The sequence below is a fragment of the Martinezella sp. CNPSo 3957 genome (assembly GCF_057784395.1).
Map to the genome: position 1 here is coordinate 31,829 of NZ_JBXSOU010000013.1, position 25,593 is coordinate 57,421.

Genomic DNA, 25,593 nt, shown 5'->3' on the forward strand with positions numbered 1-25,593 from the left:
AGCCGCTCGCCGCGAGGGCGCTGGCTTCCTCTTAAAAAGATGAGCTGCCCGCGCCGTCATCCGCATCGGCGCGGGCAAGCAATTCAGTCGACCGACACTTCCCAGAGCCGGGCGTTCGACTGCCAGACCGGCTGGCCTTTCAGCGTCTTGCTGGCGCCCCAGACATCGACCATGTCGTAGAGGAAGATGCCCGGCATGTCCTTCAGCATGAGCTCGTGGAATTCATCGAAGATCTTCTGCCGCTTGGTCTGGTCCGCCTCGACATAGGCAGCCTTCATCAGTTCGATCGCCTTCGGGTCGTCCCACATCAACGAGGCGTTCTTGTCCTTGTCGCCGACATAGAAGGAATACATCAACGCTGGATCGAGACGTGGCGCCACAGACTGCGAAATGATCTGATAGTTGCCGGAGCGGCGGCGATCGACCTGGGTCGCGTAGTCGAGCACCTCGATCTGCACGTTGAGGCCGATCTGCTGCAGCATGGCCTGCGCCATCACTGCGACCGGGAAGCTCGGCACGTTGCCGCGCTTGTTGGCGATGATCGAGATCGGTTCGCCCCTGTAGCCGGACGCCTCGAGCTCCTTTTTCGCCGCCTCCAGGTCATACGGCAGACGCTTCTTCTGGGTCGCGTCGAAATAGACGGAATCCTGCGACACCATCGATCCATTGGCCTCACCCGTTCCGTTGGATGCGGCGGCAACGAGTTCATCGAGATCGAGCGCCATCGCCATGGCGCGGCGCACCCCGGGCTTACCCAGCACCTTGTCGCGCGTCTGGATGTAGAACAGGTTCTTGCCGTTGTTGCGCGCCACGATGAGCTGCATCTTCGGGTTCGACTTGATTTCAGGGATCAGATCCGGCGAAAGTTCGGCCGTGTCGAGCACACCCGATTCCAGGCCGGCCTTCACGGTCGAAGGATCGGGAATGACCATAAACTTGATGCCGTCGGCAAGCGGTCGCTTGGAGCCGACCATGCCGTCGGGCTTGCCATCATTTGCCGGCGAGACGTAGTCGGCGAATTTCTTCAGGTGAATATATTCGCCCTTCTTCCATTCGTCCCACATGAAGGGACCGGTGCCGATCGACTTGATGAAACTGCCGTCTGCGCCGACGGAATCGGGCGAGACCATCCCGGTATAACCACACTCCGGACGCGACATCAGACCGAGGAAAACGGCGGAGGGCTTCTCGAGCTTGATTTCGACCGTCGACGCATCGACTGCCTTGACGCCGGTCACATGCGCTGCACCGCCGGCGGCAAAATCGGCGAGGCAGGTCCATTTCGTCTCGGGCTTCAGATAGCGCGTCCAGTTCCACACCACATCGTCCGCCGTCAGCAGCTTGCCATTGTGGAATTTGACATCGGTCCTGAGCTTGAACGTATAGGTAAGACCATCGGCCGAGGTCTCGAAGCTCTTGGCGAGCAGCGGCTTGACTTCGCCACTATTGTTGTAGCCGACGAGCCCCTCGACGATATGCAGAATGACGCCATCGGTATTGCCGTCGCGGTTTACGCCCGGATTGCTGCTGCGCAGGTCCGAACTCTGCGCAACGGTGATATCACGCGCTGCCGCGACATTTGCCAATGCGAGCAGGGCCGCGCCCGCAAGAAGAAGCTTTTTCACTGTTCTACCCTCTTATCTGTCGTTGATTGTTATGACGCAAATCCATCCCAACAGGCACGCGACAGCCTGCCGATCGTCTCGAGCGCCATCGTATATCCCGGCGTGCCGTCCGGCATGGCAAGCGGCACCTCATCGGTGTAGGCGGAGATGATGTAAAACGGCGCATCGTCGCGATAGACGATGCCGGCATTCATGCGGCCGCGCTTGCCGGTGCCGCCCTTGTGGGCGACGACGGTGCCGAAAGGCAGCCGGGACGGGATCGCATAACGCAGGATCTGGTTCTTCAGTGTCTGCAGCGCATAGGCACAGAGTGCGGCCGAGACGCCGAGCTTTTCCTGAACCGCCGTCGAAGTCTGCGCATCGAGGATCATCTGAAGAAGTACGGCCTGGTCGCGCGCCGTGGTAGTCGTCACCGACTTCAGCGCGTGATCCGGCGACAAAGCGAGCGGCGGGATCAGAAAGCGGTGGTGCGTGCCGGCAAGCCCGATCGACTTGCAATAAATGTCGACCTCCTCCAGCGTCAGGCGTTCGAACACCATCTTGGTGCAGACATTGTCGCTGAGCACCATCATGCCGGTGATGGCGTCACGCAGCGAAATGACGATGCCGGGGGTCATATAGCGGAACATGCCGCTTGCCACTTCTTCGGCAAAGCGCGCTTCATAAGTAACAGGCTCGTCGAGATCGAGCCGCCCCTCCTGTGCCGCCTTCAGCGCAGCCATCATGATCGAGGTCTTGCGGGTGCTCGCCGAAGGCGTTTCTTCGTCAGCACATCGTTCGATCGTCTCGCCGGTCAAAAGGTTGCGCATCAGGAAGCGGGTTACGAAGGGTTGCGCGTCGCAGATCTCTGCGAGCCGCTCGGCAACCGAAGCGGAATTGGAAAGACTGACCACATCAATTCTCCAGGCGCCATTTGAGTATCACACCACCCTTTTCATTCTGGTCGAGGGCGGGAATGGCCGAGAGGAGCCGGCGCGTATAGGCCTCCTTCGGGTGATCGAAAATCATGTCGCGGTCGCCTTCCTCGATGATGCGCCCGTCCTGCATGACGACGACGCGGTCGGCGACCTGTTCGACGACACCGAGATCGTGGCTGATGAAGAGGCAGGAGAAGCCGTAGCGCTTCTGCAGATTGGAGAAGAGCTCCAGCACCTGGGCTCTGACCGTGACGTCGAGCGCTGAAACCGGCTCGTCGGCAATGAGAAAGCGAGGGCGTCGCGCGATGGCCCGGGCGATCGCCACGCGCTGCCGCTGACCGCCCGACAGTTCATGTGGGTAGCGGTTGGCGTAGTCACTGCTAAGACCAACCTCCTCAAGCGTTTCCAAGGCCCGCTTGCGCTTGGCGTCGCCTTCGAGATCCGGCACAAGCCTGAGCGCCTCTTCGACCAGCGCCTGGATCGTCATGCGCGGATCGAGCGAAGAATAGGGGTCCTGGAAGACCATCTGGCAGTTCAGGCGGTAGTCGCGCCAGTCTTCATCGCGTGACCGGCCCTGAAAGCGAATGTCGCCTCCGCTCTGCTTGACAAGACCGGCAATGGTCCGGCCGAGCGTCGTCTTTCCTGAACCCGATCCACCGACCAGGGCGACAACTTCGCCTTCATGGATATCGACGCTGACACCGTGCAACGCACGCTTGGGGTTCCCCCTTTTGAGCAGTGACTTGCGACCGGCATAATCGACCACGATGTTACGGGCAGAAACCATCGGCGCCCGCGAGGTATCGACGCGGTGGGTTTCGCTGCGGAACGGCAAAGAAGACAGGAGCTTCTTCGTATATGGGTGCTTCGGTGCCTCAAGCAGATCCTCGGTACGCCCCTGCTCGACGACTGCGCCCTTTTCCATGACAACGATATGGTTCGTATATCGCGCCACCATCGGCAAATCGTGACTGATGAGGAGAACGGCCGTTCCCTCCGCCCGCGTGAGGTCGACCATAAGCTCCATCACATCGCGCTGGATGACGGCATCCAGTGCGGTGGTCGGCTCGTCGGCGATGAGGAGCGCCGGCTTCAAGAGCATGACGGAGGCAAGCATGATGCGCTGGCGCATGCCGCCCGAAAACTCGTGCGGGTACGAGATGAGCGCCCCTTCCGGTTCGCGAATCCCGACACGCTTCAACATGTCGAGAATGCGCAGGCGGCGCTCATCGGGCGAGAGCCTGGTGTGGAGAACAAGCCCCTCCTCCAGCTGCCGGCCGATTGTCATCGACGGATTGAGCGAGGTCATCGGTTCCTGGAAGACGACGCCGATCTCGCCACCCCGCAACTCGCGAAGCTCCCGACCCTTCATCGCCAGGACGTCGCGTCCCTTGTAAGTGACGGCTCCGCCGACAACGCCGATCGCCTGCGGCAACAGCGATATCAGTGCACGGGTCGCCAGCGTCTTGCCGGAGCCGCTCTCGCCGACGATGCCGAAGATCTCGCCGGCCGCGATATCGAAACTGACGTCCTTGACCACCCTATGGCCGGATCTTGCGACCTCAAGCGCAAGATCGCGGACGCTGAGAAGAATGTTCCCTGCTGTTTCGGATGTCATTTCAGACCTCTCATGCGCGGATCGAGCCTGTCACGAAGGGCATCGCCCAGAAGATTGATGCCGAGCAGCGTCAATGCGATGCAGAGGCCGGGGAAAAGGCCAAGCCATACGGCCTGCTGGATGAGCGGCCGGCCGGCGGCCAGCATGTTGCCCCAGGTCGGAGCCGGCGGCGGCACGCCGAGACCAAGGAAGGACAGCGCACTTTCAGACAGAATGGCCCAACCGAACATCGAGGTCGCCAGCACGGTTATCGGCGCGAGGCAGTTGGGCAGAACGTGGCGAAACATCGTATAAAGCTCACCATTGCCCATCACTCGGGATGCTTCGATGAATTCGCGCTCACGCAGCGAAAGAACAGCACCGCGGACGACACGCGCCATGGACGGCGTATAGGCGATGCCGAGCGCAAAGATGATGCCATATTGGTTGGCACCGAAGACCGCGAGCAGGCCGAGTGCCAGCAGAATGCCTGGGAAGGCGAGCAGCGCGTTGTTGACCGCCATGATCGCGCCATCCGCCCAGCCGCGGGCGTAGCCACTGACAAGCCCGATCAGGGTACCAAAGACCGTTGCCAGGACGACGGTCAGCGCACCGATCCAGACGCTTGCGCGTGCGCCGACCATCAGGCGGCTGAGCACATCGCGGCCGAACTCGTCTGTTCCGAGCGGATGGACAGCGTTTGGTGCGACAAGCCGCGCGGTAAATGAGAGCTTTGTCGGATCGAATGGCGTCCAGAACAGTCCGACGGCGGCGGCGGTAAGCAGGATGGCGACGAGAAGGCCGCCGACCAGCCCGTTGAGAGAAAGCTTCTTCATTCGGCAACCACACGCGGATCAAAGAGAGGATAGAGAAGGTCGACGACGAGGTTGACCAGGACGTAGGAGAGCGACACGAACAGCAGGCAACCCTGAATGACGGGATAGTCACGTGCGAAAATGCTATCGACCATCAACCGCCCCAGGCCGGGGATGGTAAAGACCGTCTCGATGACGGCGATCCCTCCCAGCAGATTGCCCAGGATGAGACCGATCATCGTCCAGGTCGGGCCAAAGGCATTCTTGAAAGCGTGCCGCCAAAGGACAGCGCCTTCAGACAGACCCTTGGCGCGAGCGTGTGTTATATAGTCGAGACGCAGCACTTCCAGCGTCGAAGCGCGCGCCATGCGGATCAAAACGCCCATCTCGTGAATGACCAACGTCATGATCGGCAATACGAGATAGAGCAAGCCAGCGATGATGTTGCTACCGATCGAGACATAGCCAAGGACCGGGAGCCAGCCGAGCTTGAGGCCGAAGAAAAGCAACAAAAGCAGCCCGAGCCAGAATGTCGGAACCGATAGCAGGATGGTGGCCGTACCCACCAAAGCCAGATCGGTCAGGCTGTTCTGACGCCATGCCGCGATAAGGCCTGCCGGCACGGCGATCAGGCTCGCCAGGAAAACGGCAACGACCACGATCTCGGCGCTGACAAGAAAACGCGATGCGACAAGCGGCAGCACGGCCTCGCCGTTGACAATCGATCTGCCGAAATCACCCTGCAGCACATTGCCGGCCCAGATTATGAATTGCTGCGGCATCGACTTGTCGAGCCCGAGCTCGGTGCGCATCGCTGCGATCTGATCGGGTTGCGCCATATCGCCGAGCATCAGCGCGGCGGGATCACCCGGAATGAAACGGATCAAGATAAAAACCGTCACCGCGACAAGGACAATCGTCGGCAATGCCATGAGCAGGCGGTTCAGAATGAATTTAAGCATATGTTCCCCGCGATTGGCGACGAATGGCCGCCATCGGTTTCGTTGCGCAGACTATGATTGATTGAGAAAAAATCCGCAATATTATGCGATTTCGTCATAACGCTATGCAGAACCATGGGGCAGCCGGCACGTCTGCTTTCCAGAGGAAAGCTATGCTAACATAATGATCTCATTGATCTTTCTGAGAGATCTCCACCTGCCGCTTGAAGGCGTCGCTCAAAGCATGGGCAGCGATCGAAAGCGGCATGCCGACTGCCCTTGCCAACCCGAACTCCTGGGTCGTGCGTGGCGCGAAGGGACGATAGACCACCGGCAGGTGACGATAGAGATTGGCATAGAAGCTGCTGATGATCGTCACGCCGAGACCGTGGGCGACATAAGAGCAAGCCGAACTGTTGGTATGCGTTTCTATCTTCACGAGTTGTTTGACGCCGGCGCGTCGGAAGCTCTGGTCGAGCGCGATGCGGTTCGGCCTTTGCCGCCCGATCAGAATGAGAGGGACATCGCGCAGATTCTTGACCGTGATCTCCTCCAGCTCCGCAAGAGGGTGATCTTTCGGCACGACACACACGCTTTCCCCCGTCGCGACGCGCTCGATCTCGACGCCAGGCCCGCTTTCGCCCTCCATGCGCAGGAAGCCGAAATCGATTACCCGTTGCTCGACGAGCTTGTTGATCGACGTCGTCGTCTCGAAGAAGGTTTCGATGCGCACGCCCGGAAAATCACGAATGTAATCGGCAAGCATTGCCGGCGCGAAATGTTCCCACATGCTGCTCGGCAGGCCGATACGAACGATCTCCGGTCCGGCCGCGCCGCTTCTCAGATCCTCCGCGCGGCTCGACATGCGATCGACCGCCAATAGTATGTTTTCCGCGTCGAGGGCAAGAATCTGAGCTTCCGGAGTGGGAAGGAGGCGACCCCTGTCACGCACGAAAAGCGACATCGAAAGGTCCTCCTCGAGTTGTTGAAGGAGGCGGCTGACGCCTGATTGGCTTAGACCCATCGTCTTTGCCGCCGCGATTGTCGAACCTGTCGCCAGAAGCGTGCGCAGGACTTCCAGTTGCCTGATGTTCATATGTTTGCGATCTCCCCGAACGATCCAAGCTGCGGCATCATGACCAGCGCGAAATGCTTTGAAGAAAAAGACTGGCGACCTTGGACAAGGGGGACTTTTCCCCGCTGATTACTGTATAGACAACGGGCAGTTCCGGTTCGAACGGGATGAAGCGCAATGGCAAGGTCGCATATTCCCGGGCGATGATCTCTCCGACCAGGGCAATCCCCAGACCCTCGGCCGCAAGCGCACAGGCGCTCGCTACCGAATGCGCCTCCAGCAAGGGTCGCTGCCGGATGCCGGCCTTGTAGAACAGAGCCTCCAATTCATGCCGTACCGGCCGCTCCCTGTTCAGCATGATCAGATCCTGCCCCTTCAAATCGCCAACCGACAAAAGGACGCTCTGAGCCTTGGGATGATCGCGATGCAGGGCACAGACGATCCTCGACGGCAAGACCTTCTCCTGCCTCAACCCTGGGCTCGATAGCGGCAAGCGCGAGAAACCGAGATCGGCTTCGCCGTCGGCGACCATGCGCTCTATCGCCAGATAGCTGCCGGAAGCGACCACGCATTGGTCCATTCTCTTCGAGAAAATTCTTCACCAACTTCGGAAAAGGACAATTCGGCACGACCGCCAAGCCGCTGCACGCTAGCCTCACCGCGCGCAACGCGGTGGATGCAGCGCGTATGGCGCTTGCCAGCATGAGTGGGCGGCTTGATATCCTCGAGCGTCGGCAAGGCTTTCGCGATCTTTTCGGGGGAGACGAGGCCAATGGCTGGGAGGGCCTCACATTCGGAGAAATGCATGTTTGATGCTCTTGGTAGGAAAGTTCTGGATTGGCGTGAAGGATGACGCCGCCACACACTCATTTCGTCGTGGAAGTCAGCGATCCTGCTTATGACCGGCACAGTCAGTGCTCCTTGTTCTGAATATGATAAGCCAGCTGGAGATGCCTCGTCAGACAAGCTATCGCGCCATCGTGATCTGCGTTGCGGCAGGCCTGCAGTAGTTCACAATGTTAGGCAGCCGATTTATCCGACCGCACAACGATGGACCTCGCAATGGTCTCCGCGAAAGCAGACGCTCTGTTGAGCTGCTCGACAGTCTGCATGAGCGTTTGCCGGCCTGATGGGTAATAGAGCGCTTGATGAAAGTCCCAATTCAACTCGGAAAGCTTGGACGGGTCGGTTTCTGAGACAGCTACATCGAGCGCGATCTCCGCCTTGGCGAAATCAAGCTTTGTCGGGTGTGAGAGTGCCGATTTCAGGGCGAGTGGTTCCAGCAGAAGCCGCATTTCGAACAAATCGCGCACAATTCCCGGATCAGGCTCCGCGACACGTGCTCCCTTAAAACCAACAGCCTCTACCAAGCCTTCCTCTGCAAGGGATTGAAGGGCGTGCCGAAGGGGCGTGCGGCTGACTCTTAGGTGAGCTGACAAGGCGTCTTGCCGCAAAGGCTGACCCGGTCGGTAAGTGCCATTCAAGATAAGCGTCCTGATCTTGTCGGTCACCGTTTCCGACTGAGTTTTCTCTGTATCCGAAGTCATGATTGTGTCCAATTACGAAATTGCGTTTCTGTCAAGTGGGCGCTTCGCCCGAGGGATGGAGGTTTTTGCATGACTTGACTGCGTGGGAAACGAAACTTGGCGTATCCTCCACGGGTACAACGTCGATTTTCGGGGTGCATGCTTCCCAAGTGCCAGGACAACCGACGGCTGATGACGTTCGCCCTAGGCTCCTTCGGCATTTCCATGTGGGGCTTCAGCTACATCACCCATGACCGGGGCGGCGACGAGCGGTTTTGGCCGCAAGTATTCCGCGGCTTTCCGCAAGTCTTCGCCGTTGCGCCGAACGTGAGGCTCGGCCTAGGCAGCCTGCCACCGGATCGGCTGAAATCTGGGAGCGACCGGTCCAACATGATTTGCAAACTCGACGGCGCCGTTGGTATCGCTGTCAGTGCGGCAATCATCAACAACCGCACCAACATCCAACTCCACGCCTGCAGTCTGATACTGGCTAACGAGGGCATGAAGCGGTTGACGAGCGGCGTTTATTCAGAGGCCGCTGGGAGCATCCAATGACGGCCACTGTCAGACTTCGGGTTCAACGGTGATGATGCAAGATCGTTTCTGACGGACTTGCAGTCGATAAACGGGAAAAAGATGCCGGCGTCATTCCGGTGGCGCGACGAAATATATTTGAGAAATACTGACTGGAGTCAAAACCGCAGGCGCCAGCAACTTCGGTGATGGTTCCGCGATTGTTTGATCGTAGCAAATTTTTTGCCGCTTCAATCCTGCACGCATTCAGATATTCGATCGGGGACATATTGCTGATGTCCTTGCAGTATCGAGCGAATTGCGTTCGCCCCATTCCGCAAGCATCAGCCATCTTTCCCAATGTCCATGGTTCATCCACCCGTTCACGTAGCTGGTCCAGAAATAGCGATACGCTGCGTCTGGTCGACGTGAGATGCTGATCGAGCGGCACCCAGTTGTTATCCAATATGTCGAGTAGATTGAGCAGGAGCTGGTTGACGAGAACAGCTATTCTCGACAGCTTGTTCCGAACACCTGTATCCTCCAGAACGTCTGCAATATTTTCGAATGTTTGCAGTATCCTTTCGTCACCATTCCAGACTGGGTGCTCGTTGTATTGCAGCAGCTTGGTCAGCCGACCGAGTTCTTCCTTGGACAGCAGTATCCAGTCTGGCCACTGCCATTTCTGGTCAGGGCGGCGCACTGAGACATCCAGAATGATCCATAGCAGGCGACACGCGCCGATTTCAGGTAGTCCTACGCGGTGTTCCTGCCAGGGACGGGTGACGGTTATTGCACCTTGTCTAAGATCGTACTCTTTGTCGCCCCGGACGGCAAAACCGGTGGTGCCTCTGGCAAGACAGGTGATTTCAATCCCTTCGTTCCGATGCCAGACCAAACCCCAATCAAGCTTTCTGGGAGCATCCCAGAACCCGATCGTACATAGCCCGGGAAGACTAGCGGTCGGCAAGGCATCTCCAGGATAATGATCCCTTGCCAAGGCCTTGAAGGTCAATTCACCTTTTTGGGCCGACGATCTCAGCGGTTCGCAATCGTCCGCGACGTACAGATTTCCCTGTTCGACATAGGTCAAAGCCATAGTTTACACATCCTCCCTGTGTAAAATTTACCGGCACGATAATGTGCAAGACGGTCAGAAGTCCAGCCCCTAAAGTCACCACAGATGTAGACAACGGGATGAGATCAGAAATGGCCAAGTACAAAATCGCAGCGAACATGGAATTCGTCCGCAGCGCCGACATGTCGTTCAAGGCGGGCGTCGCCGAAGCGGCAAAGCTCGGTTACCAATACGTTGAACCGATGGTTCATACCGGCTGGGAACTGCTCAGCGAAGTTGGTTACTTCCACTCGTTCTCTATGGAAGAAGACCCGCTTCTCATGAAGGAAATTTGCGATCGTAATGGTATCAAGGTTTCGAGCCTGAGCGGTCATAGCCCGCTAATGAAGCCGGAAGCAGCGGTCAGCCGGCTGACGCGTGCAATCGTGCTTGCCGATGCACTGGATGCGCGGTTCGTAAACACCGATGAAATGCTGAAGCCGGATTGGATGTCCGATGACGAGGCCCATGAAGCGATGCACTACACCCTCAAGCGGGTAAGCCACGTTGCTGCGCGTCACAAGGTCCATATTTGCATTGAACCCCATGGTATCTACACCAAGACGAGCGAAGGGCTTCTGCGGATAGTAAACTTGGTTGAATCGCCCTGGATCGGCGTCAACTGGGACACCGGCAACTCCTATCTTGCGGGTATTGAAGACCCTTATGAGGGCCTTGAACGTGTTCGCGACAAGGTTCATCACGTTCACGCCAAGGACATAAGTTTTGAGCACGCCGAGCGAGAACGCGGAACCGTTACGGGAACCCCCGTGGGCTGCGCTTGCGGCGACGGTGTTGTCGACTGGGAACGCGTCTTGAAAATCCTTGATCCGCTGGACAGAGAAATTACGCTTTCGGTGGAGTGCGGAACCGTCGATGAAGCCAGACGGAGCCTACCATTCCTTCGAGAAGTAATCGGTAACCGTCTTGTGCAGTAATTGGGCGTTTTGGTGTGAGGGCGGTTGTCGCCCTCTTCGCTCGATACAGCTGAAACAAAGGTGTTTGGGAACGATATGACCCTAAGCTATCCGGCAGAGCAGGTAGAAAAGAACAACGCGCCGACATTTTTGAAGCGCAGGCACCGGGATTGGATCGCCGGGTATCTATTCTTGACACCAAATCTGATTGCGGTCGGTGTTTTCACAGTCCTTCCGTTGATCGCCGGGCTTCTGATCAGCTTGACCAACTGGGATCTGCTCAGCGATGCAGAATGGATCGGCCTTCAGAATTACCATGAGATGGCCGATGATCCAGTCTTGTGGCAAAGCATATGGGTCACGTTCTTGTATTCAATCATAGTGATACCTGGCGGGCTTGCGATCTCTATGGCGATCGCTCTCTCACTGAACACGAGGATACGGGCCATCCGTTTTTATCAAGCGGTGTTCTTTCTGCCTTATGTGTCGTCAACAGTCGCAGTCGCGCTTGTGTGGAAATGGCTCTTCAATCCGGATTACGGGATGCTGAATTCATTGCTGCGAGCGGTTGGTCTCTCTGGGCCCGACTGGCTGACGAATCCATCAATCGCAATTGTTTCGGTGGCGATCGTCACGATCTGGCAAACGGCGGGATACAACGCAATACTTTTGCTGGCTGGATTAAAATCGATCCCCGGACATTACTACGAAGCGGCCCAGATGGATGGCGCAAATGCGTGGCAACGGTTCTGGAAGATCACTCTGCCGCTGCTGAAGCCGACAATTTTCTTCGTCGTCGTGACGTCTTTGATCAACTCGTTTCTACAGTCGTTCAACATCATCTACGTCTTGACTGGCGGCGGGCCCGACAATTCCACGAAAGTCATCATGTTCTACATTTGGGAAAACGCCTTTTCCTTTTTCAAGATGGGCTACGCATCGGCGATTTCCTACGTGCTTTGCTTCCTCCTGGTTCTGGTCATGCTCATGCAAAACCGGTTCCTCGGGCGTGATACGAATGAGATGAGATAGGGGAAAACCATGACGAAGGACTTCAAGTTCAGCTCTATCTTCATTCACGCTTTGCTTTTGCTCGGCGCCGCATCAGCTATCCTTCCGCTCGCATGGATGATCGTAACTTCGTTTAAAATACCATCGGCGATTTTTTCCATGCCACCGCAATGGATCCCCGATCCATTCACTCTCGAAAATTATGACAGGCTTTTTACGTCTATCCCTTTTATACGCCAGTTTTTCAACACGCTGTTCGTGACAAGTACGATTGTGGCGGGGCAACTGTTGTTCAGTTCGATGGGTGCCTATGCCTTCTCGCGAATCCGTTTCCCCGGCAGGGATGTGATCTTCGCCGTTTTTCTGGGTACGATGATGGTGCCGAATGTGGTGACGCTCATTCCGATGTTTGTAATCGTTCGCGAGCTTGGGTGGGTGAACAGTTACATGGGCCTGATCGCGCCGCATTGCTTAGGCAGTGCCATTGCCACCTTCCTTTTACGGCAATTCATGCTGACGATTCCGGTCGAGCTTGAAGAAGCAGCAAAGATGGATGGCGCCGGTCATCCGACCATCTTCTTCAAGATCATCTTACCGCTCGTCCGTCCTGCTCTTGCCGTTGTCGGTGTGTTTTCGTTCGTCTTCTTCTGGAACGACTTCCTCTGGCCACTGGTCGTCATCAATTCCGAAAACATGAAAGTGCTGACCGTGGGCATCGCTGGCATGGCGGCGAGCGCCTATGGCACGGACTGGGGTGTCCTGATGGCCGGTGCGACACTCACCGTTCTACCGCTGATCGTCGTGTTCCTCGTCGCTCAGAAATACTTCATCAAGGGCATAGCCATCACCGGGCTGAAGTGACCCGGCGCGTGAGATCACCACATATTTGTGACTAACCTGGGAGGAATAAAAATGAAACGCTCAAGACAAACCGCGGCGACGGTCTTGGCATGCTCAATCGGCATCCTCGGACTATCCGCTGTTACGGCGAACGCAGCGGACAAGCTCGTGATCGCGTCGTTTTATCCCGTGGACAAAGTATCGGGATGGGATGGACTTATAAAGGAATTCAAGGCCAAACACGGCGACGTCGATATTGAAGTGCAGGTAACGCCGTCGGATCAATACCTGCCGAAATTGCTCAGCCAAATCGCTGGCGGCGACGCCCCTGATATCGCAGCGGTTGAAAACAAACCGTTTCCGCAGTTTGCCGGTCGCAAGATTTTGGAGGACCTGACGCCGTTTTTGTCCCAGACCAAGGGTTTCGCCATTTCCGACTTTTTCCCGCATCTTATCGATAGATACACCGTCGATGGCAAAGTATTCGGCATTCCTTACGATGCCCAGCCAGGCGGGCTGCTTTTTTATAACCCCAAGATGTTCGCCGATGCCGGAGTGGCCGAGCCCACCGATAGCTGGACGTGGAACGATTTGCGCGATGCTGCAAAAAAGCTAACGGATGCCAGCAAGCAGCAATTCGGTTTGTGTTTGAGTTCCGATGATTTTACCAACTGGAGCTATTTCCTTTACGGTGGCGGCGGCAATTTCGTTGATGATGCGAAGGCGCCGACCAAGTCGGATCTGGCGACCCCCGCATCAGCTGAGGCGACGCAGTTCTATGTCGACCTGATGAACGTCGACAAGTCGGTGCCTACCGTGAAATCGATGACGGCAATGGGTGGCGCATCGCAAAACTGCCCGTCTTTCTTCCTGAACTCCAAGTCCGCAATGATGATTGGCGGGATGTGGAAGGCGGTAGAAAATCCGCAAAAGTTCAAGGAACTGGGCGTCAAGGTCGCGATCGGCCCGGTACTTGATACAGCGAAACGCGCATATCCGACTGGCGGCACTGCCTATACGATCTTGAAATCTTCCAAGAACAAGGAACTTGCCTGGTCGTTCATGACGGAGTTTCTCGGCGAAACGGGGTATCAGTCCGCTTATAAGGAAGCGAAGTTGGGAGCCATCTATCCACCAGCTCACCGGCCTTCTTTTGATTGGTACTCAAAGCAAAAAATCGAGTTCGTGAACACTCTCGAACCCAATGCGGAAGAGCTGAAATCGGTGCGATTTGTCCCCTACACAGCAAAATGGGCGGAAACACGTTCTCGTTGTATCGATCCAAAACTGGAATCCATGCTGCAAGGCGTAGCCAAGGTTGATGAAAGCCTCGCTGATATGTCCAGCTGCATTGACAAGGCTCTGGCGAAGTAACGATTGGCGCTGATCGATCGCAGCGAAATGCGCTGCGATCGAGACCTTCTATAAAATCAGGAAAGAAGAGCATGACATACTGTGTTGGAATTATCGGAACAGGTCCGAAGGCACGAACGACCGAGCGCGGTGGCGGCTTCGCCATCGGAAGGGTTCATGCCGAAGCATGGTCGCGCTTGGAGTCTGTTTCGTTGTCGGCGGCGTGCGACATCAATAACGACAATCTCAATGCGTTTTGCGAGGACTTTGCGATCAGTGGTCGATACACCGATTTTCGCGACATGCTTGCCAGGGAAGCAATTGATTTCGTCAGCATATGCACATGGCCAATCCTGCACAGCGATATGGTGATCGCCGCGGCAGAGGCTGGCGTGAAAGGCATTTATTGCGAAAAGCCGATGTGCACCAGCCTTGGTGAGGCGAAACGGATGATTGCGGCGTGTGAACGCAACAACGTTAAACTCGTTGTCAGCCACCAGCGCAGGTTCGAGTCTATGTATACCCGTGCGAAAGAGTGGGTGAAGGACGGGCGGATCGGTAAGATCAGGGACATTCGCGGACGGATTTCCGGTGCGGACGCCGATCTTCTGAGTTGGGGCACGCACTGGTTCGATATGTTCGGATTTTTTCTCGACGATGTTCCAGCTCAATCAGTGCTGGCTCAGATCGACTGCTCATCTGCGCTTCGGCGGTACGGACATTTCGTAGAGGACAGGGCGATCGTTCTGGTGGATTTCGGAAACGGCGTCACATGCTCGCTTGAAGGCGGAGCTGACTTAGCTTCCCCGGAACTTCGCATCGTTGGCGATGCAGGGTTCATTACAATAGCTCAGACGTTGACAGGATGGCTTGCCGAAGGCGGCGACCTGAAACGACACACGGTCGATCGCCAGCCGAACGATTTCATCGATAGCTTTGAAGCCGCGATGCGCGACCTCGTGCAATGCACCGAAACGAACCGCGAGCCGGTATTGTCCGCGCGCCTGGCTATCAACGCCACCGCGATGATCATGGCTGCGTATGAATCAGCCAACACGCGGACCCGCATCACGTTGCCGCTTGAAAAAGACGACTTCCCCCTTTCCACCCGTCCCGAATTTGCAAGGAATTAAACATGCAGCTTGGTATCACACGGCCGCTGGCCGACGCTGTAAAACTCGGTCTGACCGCAGCGCCGATTTACGGACTCATGGAGAAATCTGACGCAGAACTGGCGACTGTTCGCCAAGAGTTCGAATCTCATGGCGTAAACCCGGTGCAGACAGGAGCTTATACCAACCTGGCGAGCACCGACGATGCGATCCGAAAGGAGAACATCACAACGCTTCGCGAAGCGCTTCGCAAGGCAGACCTCGCAGGTTGCGGCGCTGTTGTCGTTGGCGGCGGCCATCGCGATCCTGCGCGGCCAAGAGACGTGTTTTCGGCGCACCCCGACAACTGGACGGATGCTGCCCGCGACGTGCTGGCTGAAAGCGTGATCGAAGTGCTGGACGGCTTTACGTCAAAAGTCACAAAGCTAGTTGTCGAAACCTGGGTGATGACACCGTTGGACAGTCCGCAGGCGGCAAGGCGCTTGATCGACAGGGTAAACCATCCAAATCTCGGCATTCTGTTTGACCCGGTCAACATGATGAATCTCGACCGGCATTTTCGAACCGGAGAATTTATCAAGCAATGCTTCGGCACATTCGGTGATGCGATAGAGGTCATCCATGCGAAGGATACGGGCCTGCTGGCCGAAACATTCACATACCACATGGCTGAAGTGCCTGTAGGCACCGGTCGACTGGACTATCGCACGTTGTTGACAGAAGCCAACAAGATGCGGGCGGATCTGCCGCTGGTCATTGAGCACCTGAAGGAACTGCCCGAATACGAGGCTGCGGCAAAATATATCAAAGACATTGCCGAGGAACTTGGCATTCGTTTCTGGCGGCCGACCCAAGGCTGAACCACTGAAACAATACTGCTAAAGACACAGACCTGCATTATTCGGGGAGAAAGACTTTGTCGGAGATAACGCTGAGACAGGTCCGTAAGGACTATGGAGCCTACCGGGCGATTCATGACATTGCCCTCGAAATAGAAAATGGGGCATTTGTCACGCTGGTTGGACCATCAGGTTGTGGGAAGTCGACGCTTCTAAGGATGATAGCAGGTCTGGAAGAAATCACTTCTGGTGAAATCGCCCTCGGCGGTCGGGTTATCAATGACGTGGAGCCGAAGGACCGGGATATGGCGATGGTTTTCCAGAACTATGCGCTCTACCCGCATATGACGGTCCGCAACAACATGGGCTTCTCGCTCAACCTCCGCCGTGTCCCACGCGACGAGGTAAATCAGAAAGTAAATGATGCTGCCGAACTGCTGGGTCTGACAGCCGTCCTAGATCGTCGCCCAGGTCAGTTGTCAGGAGGCCAGCGCCAACGCGTGGCGATGGGCAGAGCTATCGTCCGTCGCCCTAAAGTGTTTTTGTTCGATGAACCGTTGTCGAACCTTGATGCAAAGCTGCGAGTACAAATGCGCGCTGACATCAAGGATTTGCATCAGCGATTTCGCACAACAACAATATACGTGACCCACGACCAAGTAGAAGCCATGACTATGGCGGATAAGATCGTCGTGATGCGTGATGGACGTATCGAGCAAGTGGGATCTCCCCTCGAACTTTTTGATCGGCCTGCAAATGTATTCGTGGCTCAGTTCATCGGCAGCCCTTCGATGAACCTCATTAAGGGCGAGAATACAGCACAGGGTTTCGTTACAAAGTCTGGAGCAATCCTTAAAAGTCCATCGACCGCAACGGCGGCTTTTTACGGCGTGCGACCTGAAAATCTTCAGATCGACGCTTCTGGGATCGAGGCAATTGTGAGACTTGTAGAACCGACAGGGTCCGATACAACCATCTTTGCCAAGAACGGAGACGGCGAGTTTTGCGCGGTTGTCCGCGGACGGGTTGATTTAAAACCAAACCAAACTGTTCGGCTGGCAGCAGAGCCAAACAAGGTCCACTTGTTTGATAGCAATGGCGTCAGGCTTTATGAGCGCAATTAGACGAGATTGCTTGTTTTGTCCACGCGGGCGCGCGCAGTGGTGGCTTCGCTAGCGGTGCGAATTATCTCTTCAGATGAGATGTAGCCAGCTTTTGCTCACGCTTGAAAGACCATATTGCCGGGTCCGCAGATCGCTGCCAAGCTTGGGTCGGTGCGCGCGAACATCGAAAAGATATTGGATAACAGCAGGTTCAGGTCGTTGATGGAACGTAAAACCGGTTCGGATATTGGAGTCGGGAGAAAAAAGACGGAGCTGATATCGAACGGAACTTCAGAATTGTTGGTTATGCGATGGCCCGCCCTTCTGAGAACATTGAGTATGATGTCTCGTCATTGAAGGGTAAGCGGACAGGCCATCCCACGTCGCATCGAGACGCGAAGTCGCTCATTTTCAGCATGCATCATGCTGGGAACCCTATGAGTGAAGATATGAATCATGGTCGTACGTTCGAAATTCTGACGGCGAAGCCGGTGCGAACGCGGCGGAAACCGAAGTCGTGGTCAGATGAGGACAAGGCTTTGATTTTGGAGCAAGCTCTGGCTCCTGGCGCTAATATCTCTGCGGTCGCCCGTGCCCATGGAATGGACCCGTCGCAGCTCTTTGGGGAGTAGCCCTCGCATCTCGTTCGGTTCAGCGCCTGAGAGCAACCGAAAACGATGAGGCCTTTACTCGTTTCGAGGCACAGATAAGACCTACCGGCGTTCCGGTATCAGCCCACCCGGCTTGAAGCGTAGCGTCACCAGCAGAATAACCCCCATAACGATGAGGCGCATTTGAGAGGCATTGCCGATGAGCTGATCGCGGATCGCATTGCCTTCGGGCAGCCAGCCGATCGTGTTTTGAAGGAACCATGTGCCGATGGGGTCGGCCTCGATCCAGCACGTCCAGATGATCAACGCTCCGAGGACCGCGCCCCAATTGGTTCCCGCTCCACCGACGATCACCATCACCCAGATAACGAAGGTGAAACGCAGCGGCTGATAGGTTCCTGGGGTAAATTGGCCATCCAGAGTGACCAGCATGGCTCCGGCGAGACCGATAACCGCCGCGCCCAGAATGAAGACGATCAGATGCAGCTTCTTGACGTTTTTGCCCATCGCGCTTGCGGCAACTTCGTTGTCGCGCACGGCATAGATCATGCGACCCCACGGAGAATGGAGTGCCTTTTCGGAAAGCCAGAGGAGGAGAGCAAGGACGAGAATGAAAAGGCCGGTATAGCCCAATTTGACGACCAGCGAAGCAACATCCGGGGAGGACATTCCAAGATGGCCGGCGAGCGATTGCAGCCATGGGGCGCCCGCAAGCCCGAGTTCGTCGGGAAGCGGCCGTGGCAAGCCGACGACGTTCTTGACGCCGCGGCTCAACCAATCCTCATTCTTAAGGACCGCGATGACGATTTCCGAGATACCGAGGCTGGCGATTGCCAGATAGTCGCCGCGGAGCCCGAGTGCGATCTTGCCCACGAGCCAAGCCGCCGCCGCTGCGAACAGTGCCCCGACCGGCCACGACAAAAGCACAGGCAGCCCTAGGCCACCGAGATAGCCTGTTGCCGACGGATCGATCGCTTCGATGGCTTCCCTCGCGGGACCGAAGAATCGCGCCAGAAGCCCGTAGCCGAGGATCAGGACAGCGATGACCGCGGCAACCCTAATGCTTTTGGAAACGGAGGACAGTCTGCGGATCCAAACGACAGCTGCAACGATGACCGCGACGACGATGAGAGACGCGAACAGACCGGAGCCGCCAGCGACGACGGCCGCCGGGACGCCGGCTGCGGATACCAGCACCACGGCCAACCCGCCGAGCGCCGCGAAACCCGTCACGCCGAGATTGGGAAGTCCGGCGTAGCCCCACTGGATGTTAAGACCGAGAGACATCACGGCGGAAACGAGGCAAAGATTGAGGATTGTAAGCGCAACGGAGGCACTTTGGTAGGCCGCGATGATGCACAGAATAAAAGCGACGGCCGCGAAAAGAATTGCGTTCTTGCTGGGGGTTCTCATGCTGACCTCCTGTTGAGAAAGCCGGAGGGCCGGACGATTAGAACCACTACGAGGATGACGAACGAGATCGCATACTTGTAGTCGGTGGAAATCAGCTGATAGAGTCCATCCGGCAGCCAGTCTGAGGGCAACACATAGCCGAAGAAGTGCTTGAACGAATAGGTCAACGCCACTTCGGAAAACGCGACGATAAATCCGCCGACTATCGCTCCGACCGGATTGCCGAAACCACCGACGATCGCGGCCGCAAAGATCGGCAGGACAAGCTGCTGGTAAACGAGCGGCCGAAAGCTCTTGTCCAGGCCATAGAGTACGCCCGCAAGGGTCGCCAGCGTCGCGGCGACGATCCAGGTGATTGTCACGACACGCTGCGCGCTGATGCCTGACAGGCCGGCAAGATCTTCGTTGTCGGCGAAAGCACGCATCGACTTGCCTGTTTTCGTGTGACGCAGGAACCAGAAGAGGAGCCCGACGCTGACAGCGGCCAGAATTATTGTGATGAGCTGCGTCGCGCGGATTGCAAGCCCTTCCTGCAATCCTGTGAAATCGCGGAACTCCTTGGCCGAGACGACGAAACGGACTCCATCATCGAGGGTCCGATCGTCGGTTCCGATGACAAAACGGACTATGCCGCTCATGACAAGCATGACGCCGATCGAAACGATCAACAGGACAATGGGGTCAGACCGCTTTGTCCGATAGTATCGATAGACGAACCGGTCGGTTGCCAAGGAGAGCAATACTGTCAGGGCGATGCCGGCAGGCAGCGCGAGCAGCGCGGTCGCCAGTGGTTGTATCGTCAATCCGTTTGCCTGAAGCCACCACGTCACCAAAAGGGTGACCATGGTGCCGAATGACATAAGCTCGCCATGGGCGAAATTAGAGAACCTCAGCACACTGAAGATCAGGCTGACCCCGAGGGCTCCAAGCGCGAGCTGACAGCCATATGTCGTCGCGGGAACAACCACATAGTTGAGCAAAAGGACGAAGGCGTTTGCGAAATCCAGCATGGCTCAGCCTCCCAAGAACGTCATGCGCACTTCATCATTTGCGAGAAGCGCTATGCCGGTGTCGGTGAATTTGTTTTCTCCCTGCACGAGGACGTAGCCAACGTCGGCGATCTCGAGCGCAGGTTTCGCATTCTGTTCGACCATAAGGATCGCGATGCCGGTACGGGCAACCTCGATGATGCGATCGAAAAGCTCGTCCATGACGATGGGCGAGACGCCTGCGGTGGGTTCGTCGAGCATGAGAACCTTTGGACGGGTCATCAACGCGCGGCCAACAGCGACCTGTTGACGCTGACCGCCGGACAGCTCGCCTGCAAGCTGGTGCCGCTTCGGCTTTAGGGCGGGGAATAGGTCGAATACCTCCTCGATGGTTTCCCGGAAATCGTCTTTCCGCAGATAACCACCCATTTCGAGGTTTTCGAGCACCGTCATCGAGGGAAACACGTTCAGCACCTGGGGAACGAAGCTCATTCCCTTTTCGACCCGCCGCTGGGGCGATAACGCCGTGATATCCTCGCCGTCGAGGCGCACCGATCCTGACCGGATTGGCAGCATTCCGAACAACGCTTTCATCGCGGTGGATTTGCCTGCGCCGTTCGGTCCGACGATTACAGTGACCTGACCCTTCTTCGCCTTGATCGAACAGGATCGCAAGATATCGACCGCGCCATATCCTCCTGTCATCTCCATTCCAGTGAGGAAAGCCATCAATTAACCTGCCTTTTTTGTTTCGGGCCGTGACCGAGATAGGCTTCGATCACGTCTTGATTGGCCTTTATTTCTGCGACAGTGCCTTCCGCCATGACCATTCCTTCGGCCATAACAATGACTGGGTCGCAGAGTTGAGCGATGAAATCCATGTCGTGTTCAACGAGACAGAATGTGTAACCCCGTTCCTTGTTGAGCCGGATGATCGCATCGCCGATTTCATAGAGCAGCGTTCTGTTGACGCCCGCGCCGACCTCATCGAGAAAGACGATCTTGGGATCGGCCATCATCGTGCGACCCAATTCGAGAAGCTTTTTTTGGCCACCCGAAATGTTTCCCGCCGGTAGGTGGGCAACATGATCGAGCTTGAGGAATTCCAGAACGTCATCGGCTTTCTGCCGAGCTTCCTTGTCGAATTGCCGAACGAACTCCGGACGCAACCAGACGTTCAGGAGGCGCTCACCCGGATGATGGGGTGCCACGACCATCAAGTTCTCGCGAACCGTCAATGTCGCAAACTCATGGGCTATCTGAAAGGTGCGGAGCAATCCGCGAGCGAACAGGTCATGTGGAGGCATTCCCGTTATTTCCGCCCCATCGAGCAGCACTCGGCCTGACGTCGGTTGATAACGGCCGGCAATAAGATTGAACAACGTCGATTTGCCGGCGCCGTTCGGCCCAATGAGTCCAGTAATTTTGCCAGATCGGATCGTAAGCGACACGTCGTTAACGGCCACGAGGCCGCCAAAGCGCTTACACAATCTCTCAACTGTGATCATCTTGTCGTCTCTCGTGAATGGGACGGTCCGCCTTCGGAAAGTCAGACCGTCCGACCGCGGGGATTAGCGGTAGCCGACCGTGGTCAGCGCACCGTTCTTGACGAGAATCTCCCGGAAGTTGCCTGCGCTTTCGCCCGGCGATACGAGCTTGACGTTGGTCGCGCCTACATAGTCGATTTTGCGGCCTTCGGAGAGGATCTTCAGACCCTTCGCCAGTTCGCCGGGAAGGATCTGCTCGCCGGGACCATTGGCGACTTCCATGATTTTGTCCTTGAAGGTGCTACCTTCGCTAGTCTTCGCAGCCTGCATGGCGAGCAGGGTAATAGCTGCTGCATCGTAGGATTCAGGGGCATAGGGCCCGACCTTGAAGCCAGCCTTCTCTGCCATGCCCTTGAAGATTTCTGCCCCGTTGGAGTCCGAGCCTGGGATGTCGCCAAACGAGCCATTCAGGTCAGGCCCGATAGCCTTGAGGAGGCTTTCGCCAATCATGCCGTCCGGAAGAACGAATTTCTCGAAGGCACCGGTGTCGAGCGCAGCGCGAACGATCCCTTTTCCACCCTGGTCGAGATAGCCTACGACAACGAGAACATCGCCACCCGCAGACGCCAGTGAAGCAACCTCAGCGCTGTAGTCAGCCTTGCCGTCCTCATGAGAGGTGACGATGGTGACCTTTCCGCCGAGCTTTTCGAAATTGGTCTTAATGCTGTCGGAAAGGCCCTTGCCGTAATCGTTGTTGGTGTAGGTGATTGCGGCCGTCTTGACACCATGGTCCTTCATGATGGCTGCGAGGATTTCGCCTTGACGAGAGTCAGAGGACGCAGTCCGATAGAAAAAGCCATTGCTTTTCAGAGTAGACAGCGCAGGCGAAGTTGCCGAGGGCGAAACCATAACGACACCCTTCGGCATGGCGACATTCGTCAGGACGGCAGCGGACGCTCCCGAGCAGGTGTCACCGATAATAGCGCTGACCTTGTCAGACGAGACGAGACGTTCCGCCGCGGCCGTGGCCGCACCGGCGTCGACACAGGTGGAGTCCGCGCGAACCGTCGTGATCTTGGTCCCTTCGAGGAAGAGGCCGCTGTCGCTCACCTCCTTGATGGCAAGCTCGGCGCCGGCGGCCATATCGGGCGCGACGGATTCGAGCGGGCCAGTGAAGCCGAGAAGGAGGCCTAGCTTGACGTCCTGCGCGAAGGCCGGAACGGTGAGAGCTGTGGACATGGCAAGGCAGATGAGAATGCGTTTCACGGAAGTTCCCCTTGTTTTATAACGCCGTACAATAACAACGTACAGGTACTCCATTTAGTTTGCAAGAGGCGACCTTCTACGGCGGTCCATTCAGCCTGCTTCCACGGGCTTGAAGCGAGTGCAACGCCGACTTTTCGAGCGTTCCTGGCCACAGATTCCCGAGCAAGCTCAAAGGCACCCTGCTGACGGCAGGAGGAAGCCTATTCCCTCATCTTAGATGGGGTGTGCCGGTTGTATTTCTTGAGCAATTCGATCAGCCGATCATGAGGCAACCCATAGACGGTGGAGCCGTTTGCGCCTGTCATCGTTTCGGATGCGACGAGCTGATTGATGAGCGCCTCCTCGATGGCCTCGACGGTTCCCTTGAAAAGGGCATCGAGAATTTGATGCTCGTTGTCGATGATAAGGGGCTTATTGTTCGGCTTGCCCTTGAACGGGGTGGTGTTGGATGTGGAAAAAGCGAGACTGAACTCGCCGGAGTTTGTTGCCGCCGTGCTTCCGTCGCGGCCAACGCCCATTGCCGCGCGGCGGGCGAGCCGTTGCAATTGATGCGGCTGAAGGGGCGCGTTGGTCGCGATGACGATGAGCAGAGAATTCTTGACCTCCTCTTCCTGAGCGACCGACGGTTTGCGCAGCAATGGATTCATGTCGGGCATGAGGTCCGTAATTTCCTGCCCGACCGGAACACCGGCGACCCTAAGTTCAACACGGCGACCGTGATTTGCCTGCAAGAGCACGCCCACCGTATGGCGATGACGCTTTGCCGAAACGACACGCGAGGCTGTCCCGGTTCCGCCTTTGAACTGATAGGCCATCATCCCGGTTCCGCCACCGACATTGCCTTCCGCGACCGGCCCTGCGGTCGCGCCGTCCAGCGCAGCCAGCACATCGCCGACGGTCATGGGCCGCCCGTGAACGTCATTCAGCCGGCTATCCAGCGTTTCGCCAACGGCGGGCAGCAGACGGGTAATGAGCTGATCGTCGGGCAGATAGCCGGGTCGGGATGACCAATCAATAAGCCCCTGGTGGACGGCACTGACGTTTCCCGTTCCCGTCAACGCAATCGGGCCGAAAATCAAACCGACCTCATTGACCATATGCATGCCGGTAAACTCGCCCGTCCCGTTGATGACGGCATGGCCCCCGGCGACCGCATCCATTCCGCCTTTGCCGAGCGGGAAGATGACAGTAACGCCGGTCCGCACGGGTCCGTGCCCACGAACAAGGACTCCGTCGCCGTGAATGAGCGTCGCCATACCCACTTCGACGCCCGGAACGTCGGTGATCGCGTTGTTCGGCCCGGGAATGCCGTCGAACGGTACACCCAAGTCTCGCGCACGAGGTCTGGACCGCGGCGCCTTGTTCGCGTCTGCAGAATTACCCATCGTCATCTTAGAAACGCCTTGTTGCAATGGTCAGCCTATTGGGACGGCTTAGCCATCCCGATTTCCGCCTCATGTCTTCACAGGTATCGTTCGGAATAGCGAAGGGCGATCAGGCTGAGCAGAGCAGCGGCGGCGACGTAGAAGCCCGGAGCGAGCAGGGATCCGGTCGCACTCAAGAGCCAGGCAATAATGAACGGAGCGAAGCCGCCGAAGATCGCCACTCCGAAAGAGTATCCGACAGACAGTCCGGTACCGCGAATGCGTGCCGGAAAGATCTCCGCCATCAACGAGCACATGGGTCCGAAATATGCCGATACCCCGATGGCGAGAAGGATCTGAACCAGGTAGAGCATGGCCGTCGTCGGATAGGCCGCAAGAAGAGCATAGAGCGGCAACACCATGACAAGGATGCAGGCCGCGGCGATGGTCATGATCCGCGTTCGGCGCACGCGATCGGACAGGATTCCGAACAAAGGCGAGAGAATGAACTGCAGCACGCCCAGGATCAATGACGCCATGAATCCGGATGTTGCAGGCAGATTGAGCTGCCGGATGGCGAATGTCGGCGTGAACAGGCTGGCGTAGGATATGGTCGTGCCGAGGACGATAAGGCCGACAGCGGTGACGATCCGACCGCGATGCGTAACGAGGGTATCGAGGAGCGGGGTGGAAGGCGCCTTTTCAGCATCAAACTCTTCACCCTCCTCCAGTTCCCGTCGGATGTAAAGAGCGATCGGACCGACCAGAAGCCCGAAGAAAAACGGGATGCGCCATCCCCAGCTCATAAGCTGGTCCGACGTCAGCAGTGCGTTGAGTGCAACGCCGAAGCTTGACGCAAGCACGGTCGTTATGCCCTGACTGGCAGACTGCCAGCTCGCATAGAAACCGCGTCGATCGGGATCCTGCTCGGACAGCAACGCCGTCGCACTTCCGAATTCCCCTCCGGCGGAAAAGCCCTGAATCAGCCGCGCGATCAGCACCGGAAGTGGGGCCGCGAGACCGATCGTCCCATAGGAGGGGCTGATCGCGATGATCAGCGTTCCGAGGGTCATGAGGGTGATCGAGAGGGTAAGGGCCTTTTTCCGTCCGGCGCGATCTGCATATGCACCGAGGACGATCGCACCAAGCGGCCTCATAAAAA

The 25,593-nt window shown here is 57.0% G+C and carries 24 protein-coding genes and 3 pseudogenes; 10 read left to right on the forward strand and 17 right to left on the reverse strand.

The features are described from left to right. Positions 1 to 83: 83 nt before the first annotated feature. The 7 genes and pseudogenes from AC13QE_RS24790 to AC13QE_RS24820 form a co-directional block, all read right to left on the reverse strand. Positions 84 to 1,625 (reverse strand): ABC transporter substrate-binding protein, encoded by a 1,542-nt coding sequence (locus tag AC13QE_RS24790; protein ID WP_488485665.1) that lies wholly within the window; start codon positions 1,623 to 1,625, stop codon positions 84 to 86. Between the two features lie 29 nt (positions 1,626 to 1,654). Continuing rightward, on the reverse strand, positions 1,655 to 2,434 hold the full coding sequence (locus tag AC13QE_RS24795) for a serine hydrolase (protein ID WP_425298690.1): 780 nt from the start codon (positions 2,432 to 2,434) through the stop codon (positions 1,655 to 1,657). 85 nt (positions 2,435 to 2,519) lie between these two features. Continuing rightward, positions 2,520 to 4,160, reverse strand: a complete 1,641-nt coding sequence (locus AC13QE_RS24800) for a dipeptide ABC transporter ATP-binding protein (RefSeq protein ID WP_488485666.1) — start codon at positions 4,158 to 4,160, stop codon at positions 2,520 to 2,522. Further along, the gene (locus tag AC13QE_RS24805; RefSeq protein WP_488485667.1) at positions 4,157 to 4,975 is read right to left on the reverse strand and encodes an ABC transporter permease; all 819 of its coding nucleotides are present in this window, start codon (positions 4,973 to 4,975) and stop codon (positions 4,157 to 4,159) included. Before AC13QE_RS24805 ends, AC13QE_RS24800 begins: the two co-directional genes overlap by 4 nt. After that, entirely contained in the window at positions 4,972 to 5,916 is a 945-nt protein-coding gene (locus AC13QE_RS24810) for an ABC transporter permease (protein WP_075854533.1), read from the reverse strand. The genes AC13QE_RS24805 and AC13QE_RS24810 overlap by 4 nt, the downstream gene beginning before the upstream one ends. Positions 5,917 to 6,085: 169 nt before the next feature. Continuing rightward, complete coding sequence (locus tag AC13QE_RS24815; RefSeq protein WP_488485668.1) at positions 6,086 to 6,991, reverse strand: LysR family transcriptional regulator; 906 nt, start codon at positions 6,989 to 6,991, stop codon at positions 6,086 to 6,088. 37 nt (positions 6,992 to 7,028) lie between these two features. Continuing rightward, positions 7,029 to 7,677, reverse strand: a pseudogene (locus AC13QE_RS24820) (LysR substrate-binding domain-containing protein); the annotation flags it as partial. Here AC13QE_RS24820 and AC13QE_RS24825 point away from each other — a divergent pair. Further along, positions 7,583 to 7,780: pseudogene (locus tag AC13QE_RS24825) on the forward strand (MmgE/PrpD family protein); the annotation flags it as partial. The pseudogenes AC13QE_RS24820 and AC13QE_RS24825 sit on opposite strands and share 95 nt — an antisense overlap. A 209-nt stretch (positions 7,781 to 7,989) precedes the next feature. Here AC13QE_RS24825 and AC13QE_RS24830 read toward each other — a convergent pair. Then, positions 7,990 to 8,517 carry a GntR family transcriptional regulator gene (locus AC13QE_RS24830; RefSeq protein ID WP_488485669.1) on the reverse strand — a complete coding sequence of 176 codons (528 nt, stop codon included), beginning with the start codon at positions 8,515 to 8,517 and terminating at the stop codon, positions 7,990 to 7,992. Positions 8,518 to 8,688: 171 nt separating this feature from the next. On the opposite strand from AC13QE_RS24830, the gene AC13QE_RS24835 reads away from it, so the two are divergent. Continuing rightward, positions 8,689 to 9,051: a hypothetical protein gene (locus AC13QE_RS24835; RefSeq protein ID WP_488485670.1), complete on the forward strand. Its 363-nt coding sequence runs from the start codon at positions 8,689 to 8,691 to the stop codon at positions 9,049 to 9,051. A 22-nt stretch (positions 9,052 to 9,073) separates the two neighbouring features. Here AC13QE_RS24835 and AC13QE_RS24840 read toward each other — a convergent pair whose 3' ends face one another. Then, complete coding sequence (locus AC13QE_RS24840) at positions 9,074 to 10,108, reverse strand: helix-turn-helix transcriptional regulator (RefSeq protein WP_488485671.1); 1,035 nt, start codon at positions 10,106 to 10,108, stop codon at positions 9,074 to 9,076. A 110-nt stretch (positions 10,109 to 10,218) separates the two neighbouring features. Here AC13QE_RS24840 and AC13QE_RS24845 point away from each other — a divergent pair, with 110 nt between their 5' ends. From AC13QE_RS24845 to AC13QE_RS24880, 8 genes are all read left to right on the forward strand, one after another. Then, the gene (locus AC13QE_RS24845; protein WP_488485672.1) at positions 10,219 to 11,064 is read left to right on the forward strand and encodes a sugar phosphate isomerase/epimerase family protein; all 846 of its coding nucleotides are present in this window, start codon (positions 10,219 to 10,221) and stop codon (positions 11,062 to 11,064) included. Positions 11,065 to 11,139: 75 nt separating this feature from the next. Continuing rightward, positions 11,140 to 12,075 carry a carbohydrate ABC transporter permease gene (locus AC13QE_RS24850; RefSeq protein WP_488485673.1) on the forward strand — a complete coding sequence of 312 codons (936 nt, stop codon included), beginning with the start codon at positions 11,140 to 11,142 and terminating at the stop codon, positions 12,073 to 12,075. Positions 12,076 to 12,084: 9 nt separating this feature from the next. Beyond that, positions 12,085 to 12,915, forward strand: a complete 831-nt coding sequence (locus tag AC13QE_RS24855) for a carbohydrate ABC transporter permease (RefSeq protein WP_488485674.1) — start codon at positions 12,085 to 12,087, stop codon at positions 12,913 to 12,915. A 51-nt stretch (positions 12,916 to 12,966) separates the two neighbouring features. Further along, the gene (locus tag AC13QE_RS24860) at positions 12,967 to 14,268 is read left to right on the forward strand and encodes an ABC transporter substrate-binding protein (protein WP_488485675.1); all 1,302 of its coding nucleotides are present in this window, start codon (positions 12,967 to 12,969) and stop codon (positions 14,266 to 14,268) included. A gap of 71 nt (positions 14,269 to 14,339) precedes the next feature. Further along, positions 14,340 to 15,380, forward strand: a complete 1,041-nt coding sequence (locus tag AC13QE_RS24865) for a Gfo/Idh/MocA family protein (RefSeq protein ID WP_488485676.1) — start codon at positions 14,340 to 14,342, stop codon at positions 15,378 to 15,380. 2 nt (positions 15,381 to 15,382) lie between these two features. Then, complete coding sequence (locus AC13QE_RS24870) at positions 15,383 to 16,219, forward strand: sugar phosphate isomerase/epimerase family protein (protein ID WP_488485677.1); 837 nt, start codon at positions 15,383 to 15,385, stop codon at positions 16,217 to 16,219. A 56-nt stretch (positions 16,220 to 16,275) separates the two neighbouring features. Continuing rightward, a complete protein-coding gene (locus AC13QE_RS24875) occupies positions 16,276 to 17,322 on the forward strand; it encodes an ABC transporter ATP-binding protein (protein WP_488485678.1) in 1,047 nt (348 codons plus the stop codon). A gap of 428 nt (positions 17,323 to 17,750) precedes the next feature. Next, on the forward strand, positions 17,751 to 17,933 hold the full coding sequence (locus AC13QE_RS24880; protein WP_488485784.1) for a transposase: 183 nt from the start codon (positions 17,751 to 17,753) through the stop codon (positions 17,931 to 17,933). A gap of 81 nt (positions 17,934 to 18,014) precedes the next feature. Here the strand turns inward: AC13QE_RS24880 and AC13QE_RS24885 are convergent, their stop codons facing one another. From AC13QE_RS24885 to AC13QE_RS24920, 8 genes and pseudogenes are all read right to left on the reverse strand, one after another. Next, positions 18,015 to 19,325 (reverse strand): branched-chain amino acid ABC transporter permease, encoded by a 1,311-nt coding sequence (locus AC13QE_RS24885; protein ID WP_488485679.1) that lies wholly within the window; start codon positions 19,323 to 19,325, stop codon positions 18,015 to 18,017. Beyond that, complete coding sequence (locus AC13QE_RS24890) at positions 19,322 to 20,335, reverse strand: branched-chain amino acid ABC transporter permease (protein ID WP_488485680.1); 1,014 nt, start codon at positions 20,333 to 20,335, stop codon at positions 19,322 to 19,324. The genes AC13QE_RS24885 and AC13QE_RS24890 overlap by 4 nt, the downstream gene beginning before the upstream one ends. Positions 20,336 to 20,338: 3 nt before the next feature. Then, on the reverse strand, positions 20,339 to 21,043 hold the full coding sequence (locus tag AC13QE_RS24895) for an ABC transporter ATP-binding protein (RefSeq protein WP_488485681.1): 705 nt from the start codon (positions 21,041 to 21,043) through the stop codon (positions 20,339 to 20,341). After that, positions 21,043 to 21,330, reverse strand: coding sequence for an ABC transporter ATP-binding protein C-terminal domain-containing protein (locus AC13QE_RS24900; protein ID WP_488485785.1), 288 nt, complete (start codon positions 21,328 to 21,330; stop codon positions 21,043 to 21,045). The genes AC13QE_RS24895 and AC13QE_RS24900 overlap by 1 nt, the downstream gene beginning before the upstream one ends. A 27-nt stretch (positions 21,331 to 21,357) precedes the next feature. Next, a pseudogene (locus tag AC13QE_RS24905) lies at positions 21,358 to 21,822 on the reverse strand (ABC transporter ATP-binding protein); the annotation flags it as partial. 63 nt (positions 21,823 to 21,885) lie between these two features. After that, entirely contained in the window at positions 21,886 to 23,067 is a 1,182-nt protein-coding gene (locus AC13QE_RS24910) for an ABC transporter substrate-binding protein (protein WP_488485682.1), read from the reverse strand. A gap of 200 nt (positions 23,068 to 23,267) precedes the next feature. Further along, positions 23,268 to 24,395: a DmpA family aminopeptidase gene (locus AC13QE_RS24915; RefSeq protein WP_488485683.1), complete on the reverse strand. Its 1,128-nt coding sequence runs from the start codon at positions 24,393 to 24,395 to the stop codon at positions 23,268 to 23,270. Positions 24,396 to 24,529: 134 nt separating this feature from the next. Then, positions 24,530 to 25,588, reverse strand: coding sequence for an MFS transporter (locus AC13QE_RS24920; RefSeq protein WP_488485684.1), 1,059 nt, complete (start codon positions 25,586 to 25,588; stop codon positions 24,530 to 24,532). Positions 25,589 to 25,593 lie beyond the last annotated feature (5 nt).

Excerpts from the sequence above, each read along its gene's own strand:
- AC13QE_RS24865 (WP_488485676.1), top strand. The coding sequence starts at position 14,340 with ATGACATACTGTGTTGGAATTATCGGAACAGGTCCGAAGGCACGAACG.
- AC13QE_RS24860 (WP_488485675.1), top strand. The coding sequence starts at position 12,967 with ATGAAACGCTCAAGACAAACCGCGGCGACGGTCTTGGCATGCTCAATC.
- AC13QE_RS24795 (WP_425298690.1), bottom strand. The coding sequence starts at position 2,434 with ATGCGCAACCTTTTGACCGGCGAGACGATCGAACGATGTGCTGACGAA.
- AC13QE_RS24900 (WP_488485785.1), bottom strand. The coding sequence starts at position 21,330 with ATGGCCGATCCCAAGATCGTCTTTCTCGATGAGGTCGGCGCGGGCGTC.
- AC13QE_RS24800 (WP_488485666.1), bottom strand. The coding sequence starts at position 4,160 with ATGACATCCGAAACAGCAGGGAACATTCTTCTCAGCGTCCGCGATCTT.
- AC13QE_RS24895 (WP_488485681.1), bottom strand. The coding sequence starts at position 21,043 with ATGGCTTTCCTCACTGGAATGGAGATGACAGGAGGATATGGCGCGGTC.
- AC13QE_RS24885 (WP_488485679.1), bottom strand. The coding sequence starts at position 19,325 with ATGAGAACCCCCAGCAAGAACGCAATTCTTTTCGCGGCCGTCGCTTTT.
- AC13QE_RS24835 (WP_488485670.1), top strand. The coding sequence starts at position 8,689 with ATGACGTTCGCCCTAGGCTCCTTCGGCATTTCCATGTGGGGCTTCAGC.
- AC13QE_RS24855 (WP_488485674.1), top strand. The coding sequence starts at position 12,085 with ATGACGAAGGACTTCAAGTTCAGCTCTATCTTCATTCACGCTTTGCTT.
- AC13QE_RS24920 (WP_488485684.1), bottom strand. The coding sequence starts at position 25,588 with ATGAGGCCGCTTGGTGCGATCGTCCTCGGTGCATATGCAGATCGCGCC.
- AC13QE_RS24810 (WP_075854533.1), bottom strand. The coding sequence starts at position 5,916 with ATGCTTAAATTCATTCTGAACCGCCTGCTCATGGCATTGCCGACGATT.
- AC13QE_RS24880 (WP_488485784.1), top strand. The coding sequence starts at position 17,751 with ATGAATCATGGTCGTACGTTCGAAATTCTGACGGCGAAGCCGGTGCGA.
- AC13QE_RS24830 (WP_488485669.1), bottom strand. The coding sequence starts at position 8,517 with ATGACTTCGGATACAGAGAAAACTCAGTCGGAAACGGTGACCGACAAG.
- AC13QE_RS24805 (WP_488485667.1), bottom strand. The coding sequence starts at position 4,975 with ATGAAGAAGCTTTCTCTCAACGGGCTGGTCGGCGGCCTTCTCGTCGCC.
- AC13QE_RS24815 (WP_488485668.1), bottom strand. The coding sequence starts at position 6,991 with ATGAACATCAGGCAACTGGAAGTCCTGCGCACGCTTCTGGCGACAGGT.
- AC13QE_RS24840 (WP_488485671.1), bottom strand. The coding sequence starts at position 10,108 with ATGGCTTTGACCTATGTCGAACAGGGAAATCTGTACGTCGCGGACGAT.
- AC13QE_RS24845 (WP_488485672.1), top strand. The coding sequence starts at position 10,219 with ATGGCCAAGTACAAAATCGCAGCGAACATGGAATTCGTCCGCAGCGCC.
- AC13QE_RS24870 (WP_488485677.1), top strand. The coding sequence starts at position 15,383 with ATGCAGCTTGGTATCACACGGCCGCTGGCCGACGCTGTAAAACTCGGT.
- AC13QE_RS24890 (WP_488485680.1), bottom strand. The coding sequence starts at position 20,335 with ATGCTGGATTTCGCAAACGCCTTCGTCCTTTTGCTCAACTATGTGGTT.
- AC13QE_RS24850 (WP_488485673.1), top strand. The coding sequence starts at position 11,140 with ATGACCCTAAGCTATCCGGCAGAGCAGGTAGAAAAGAACAACGCGCCG.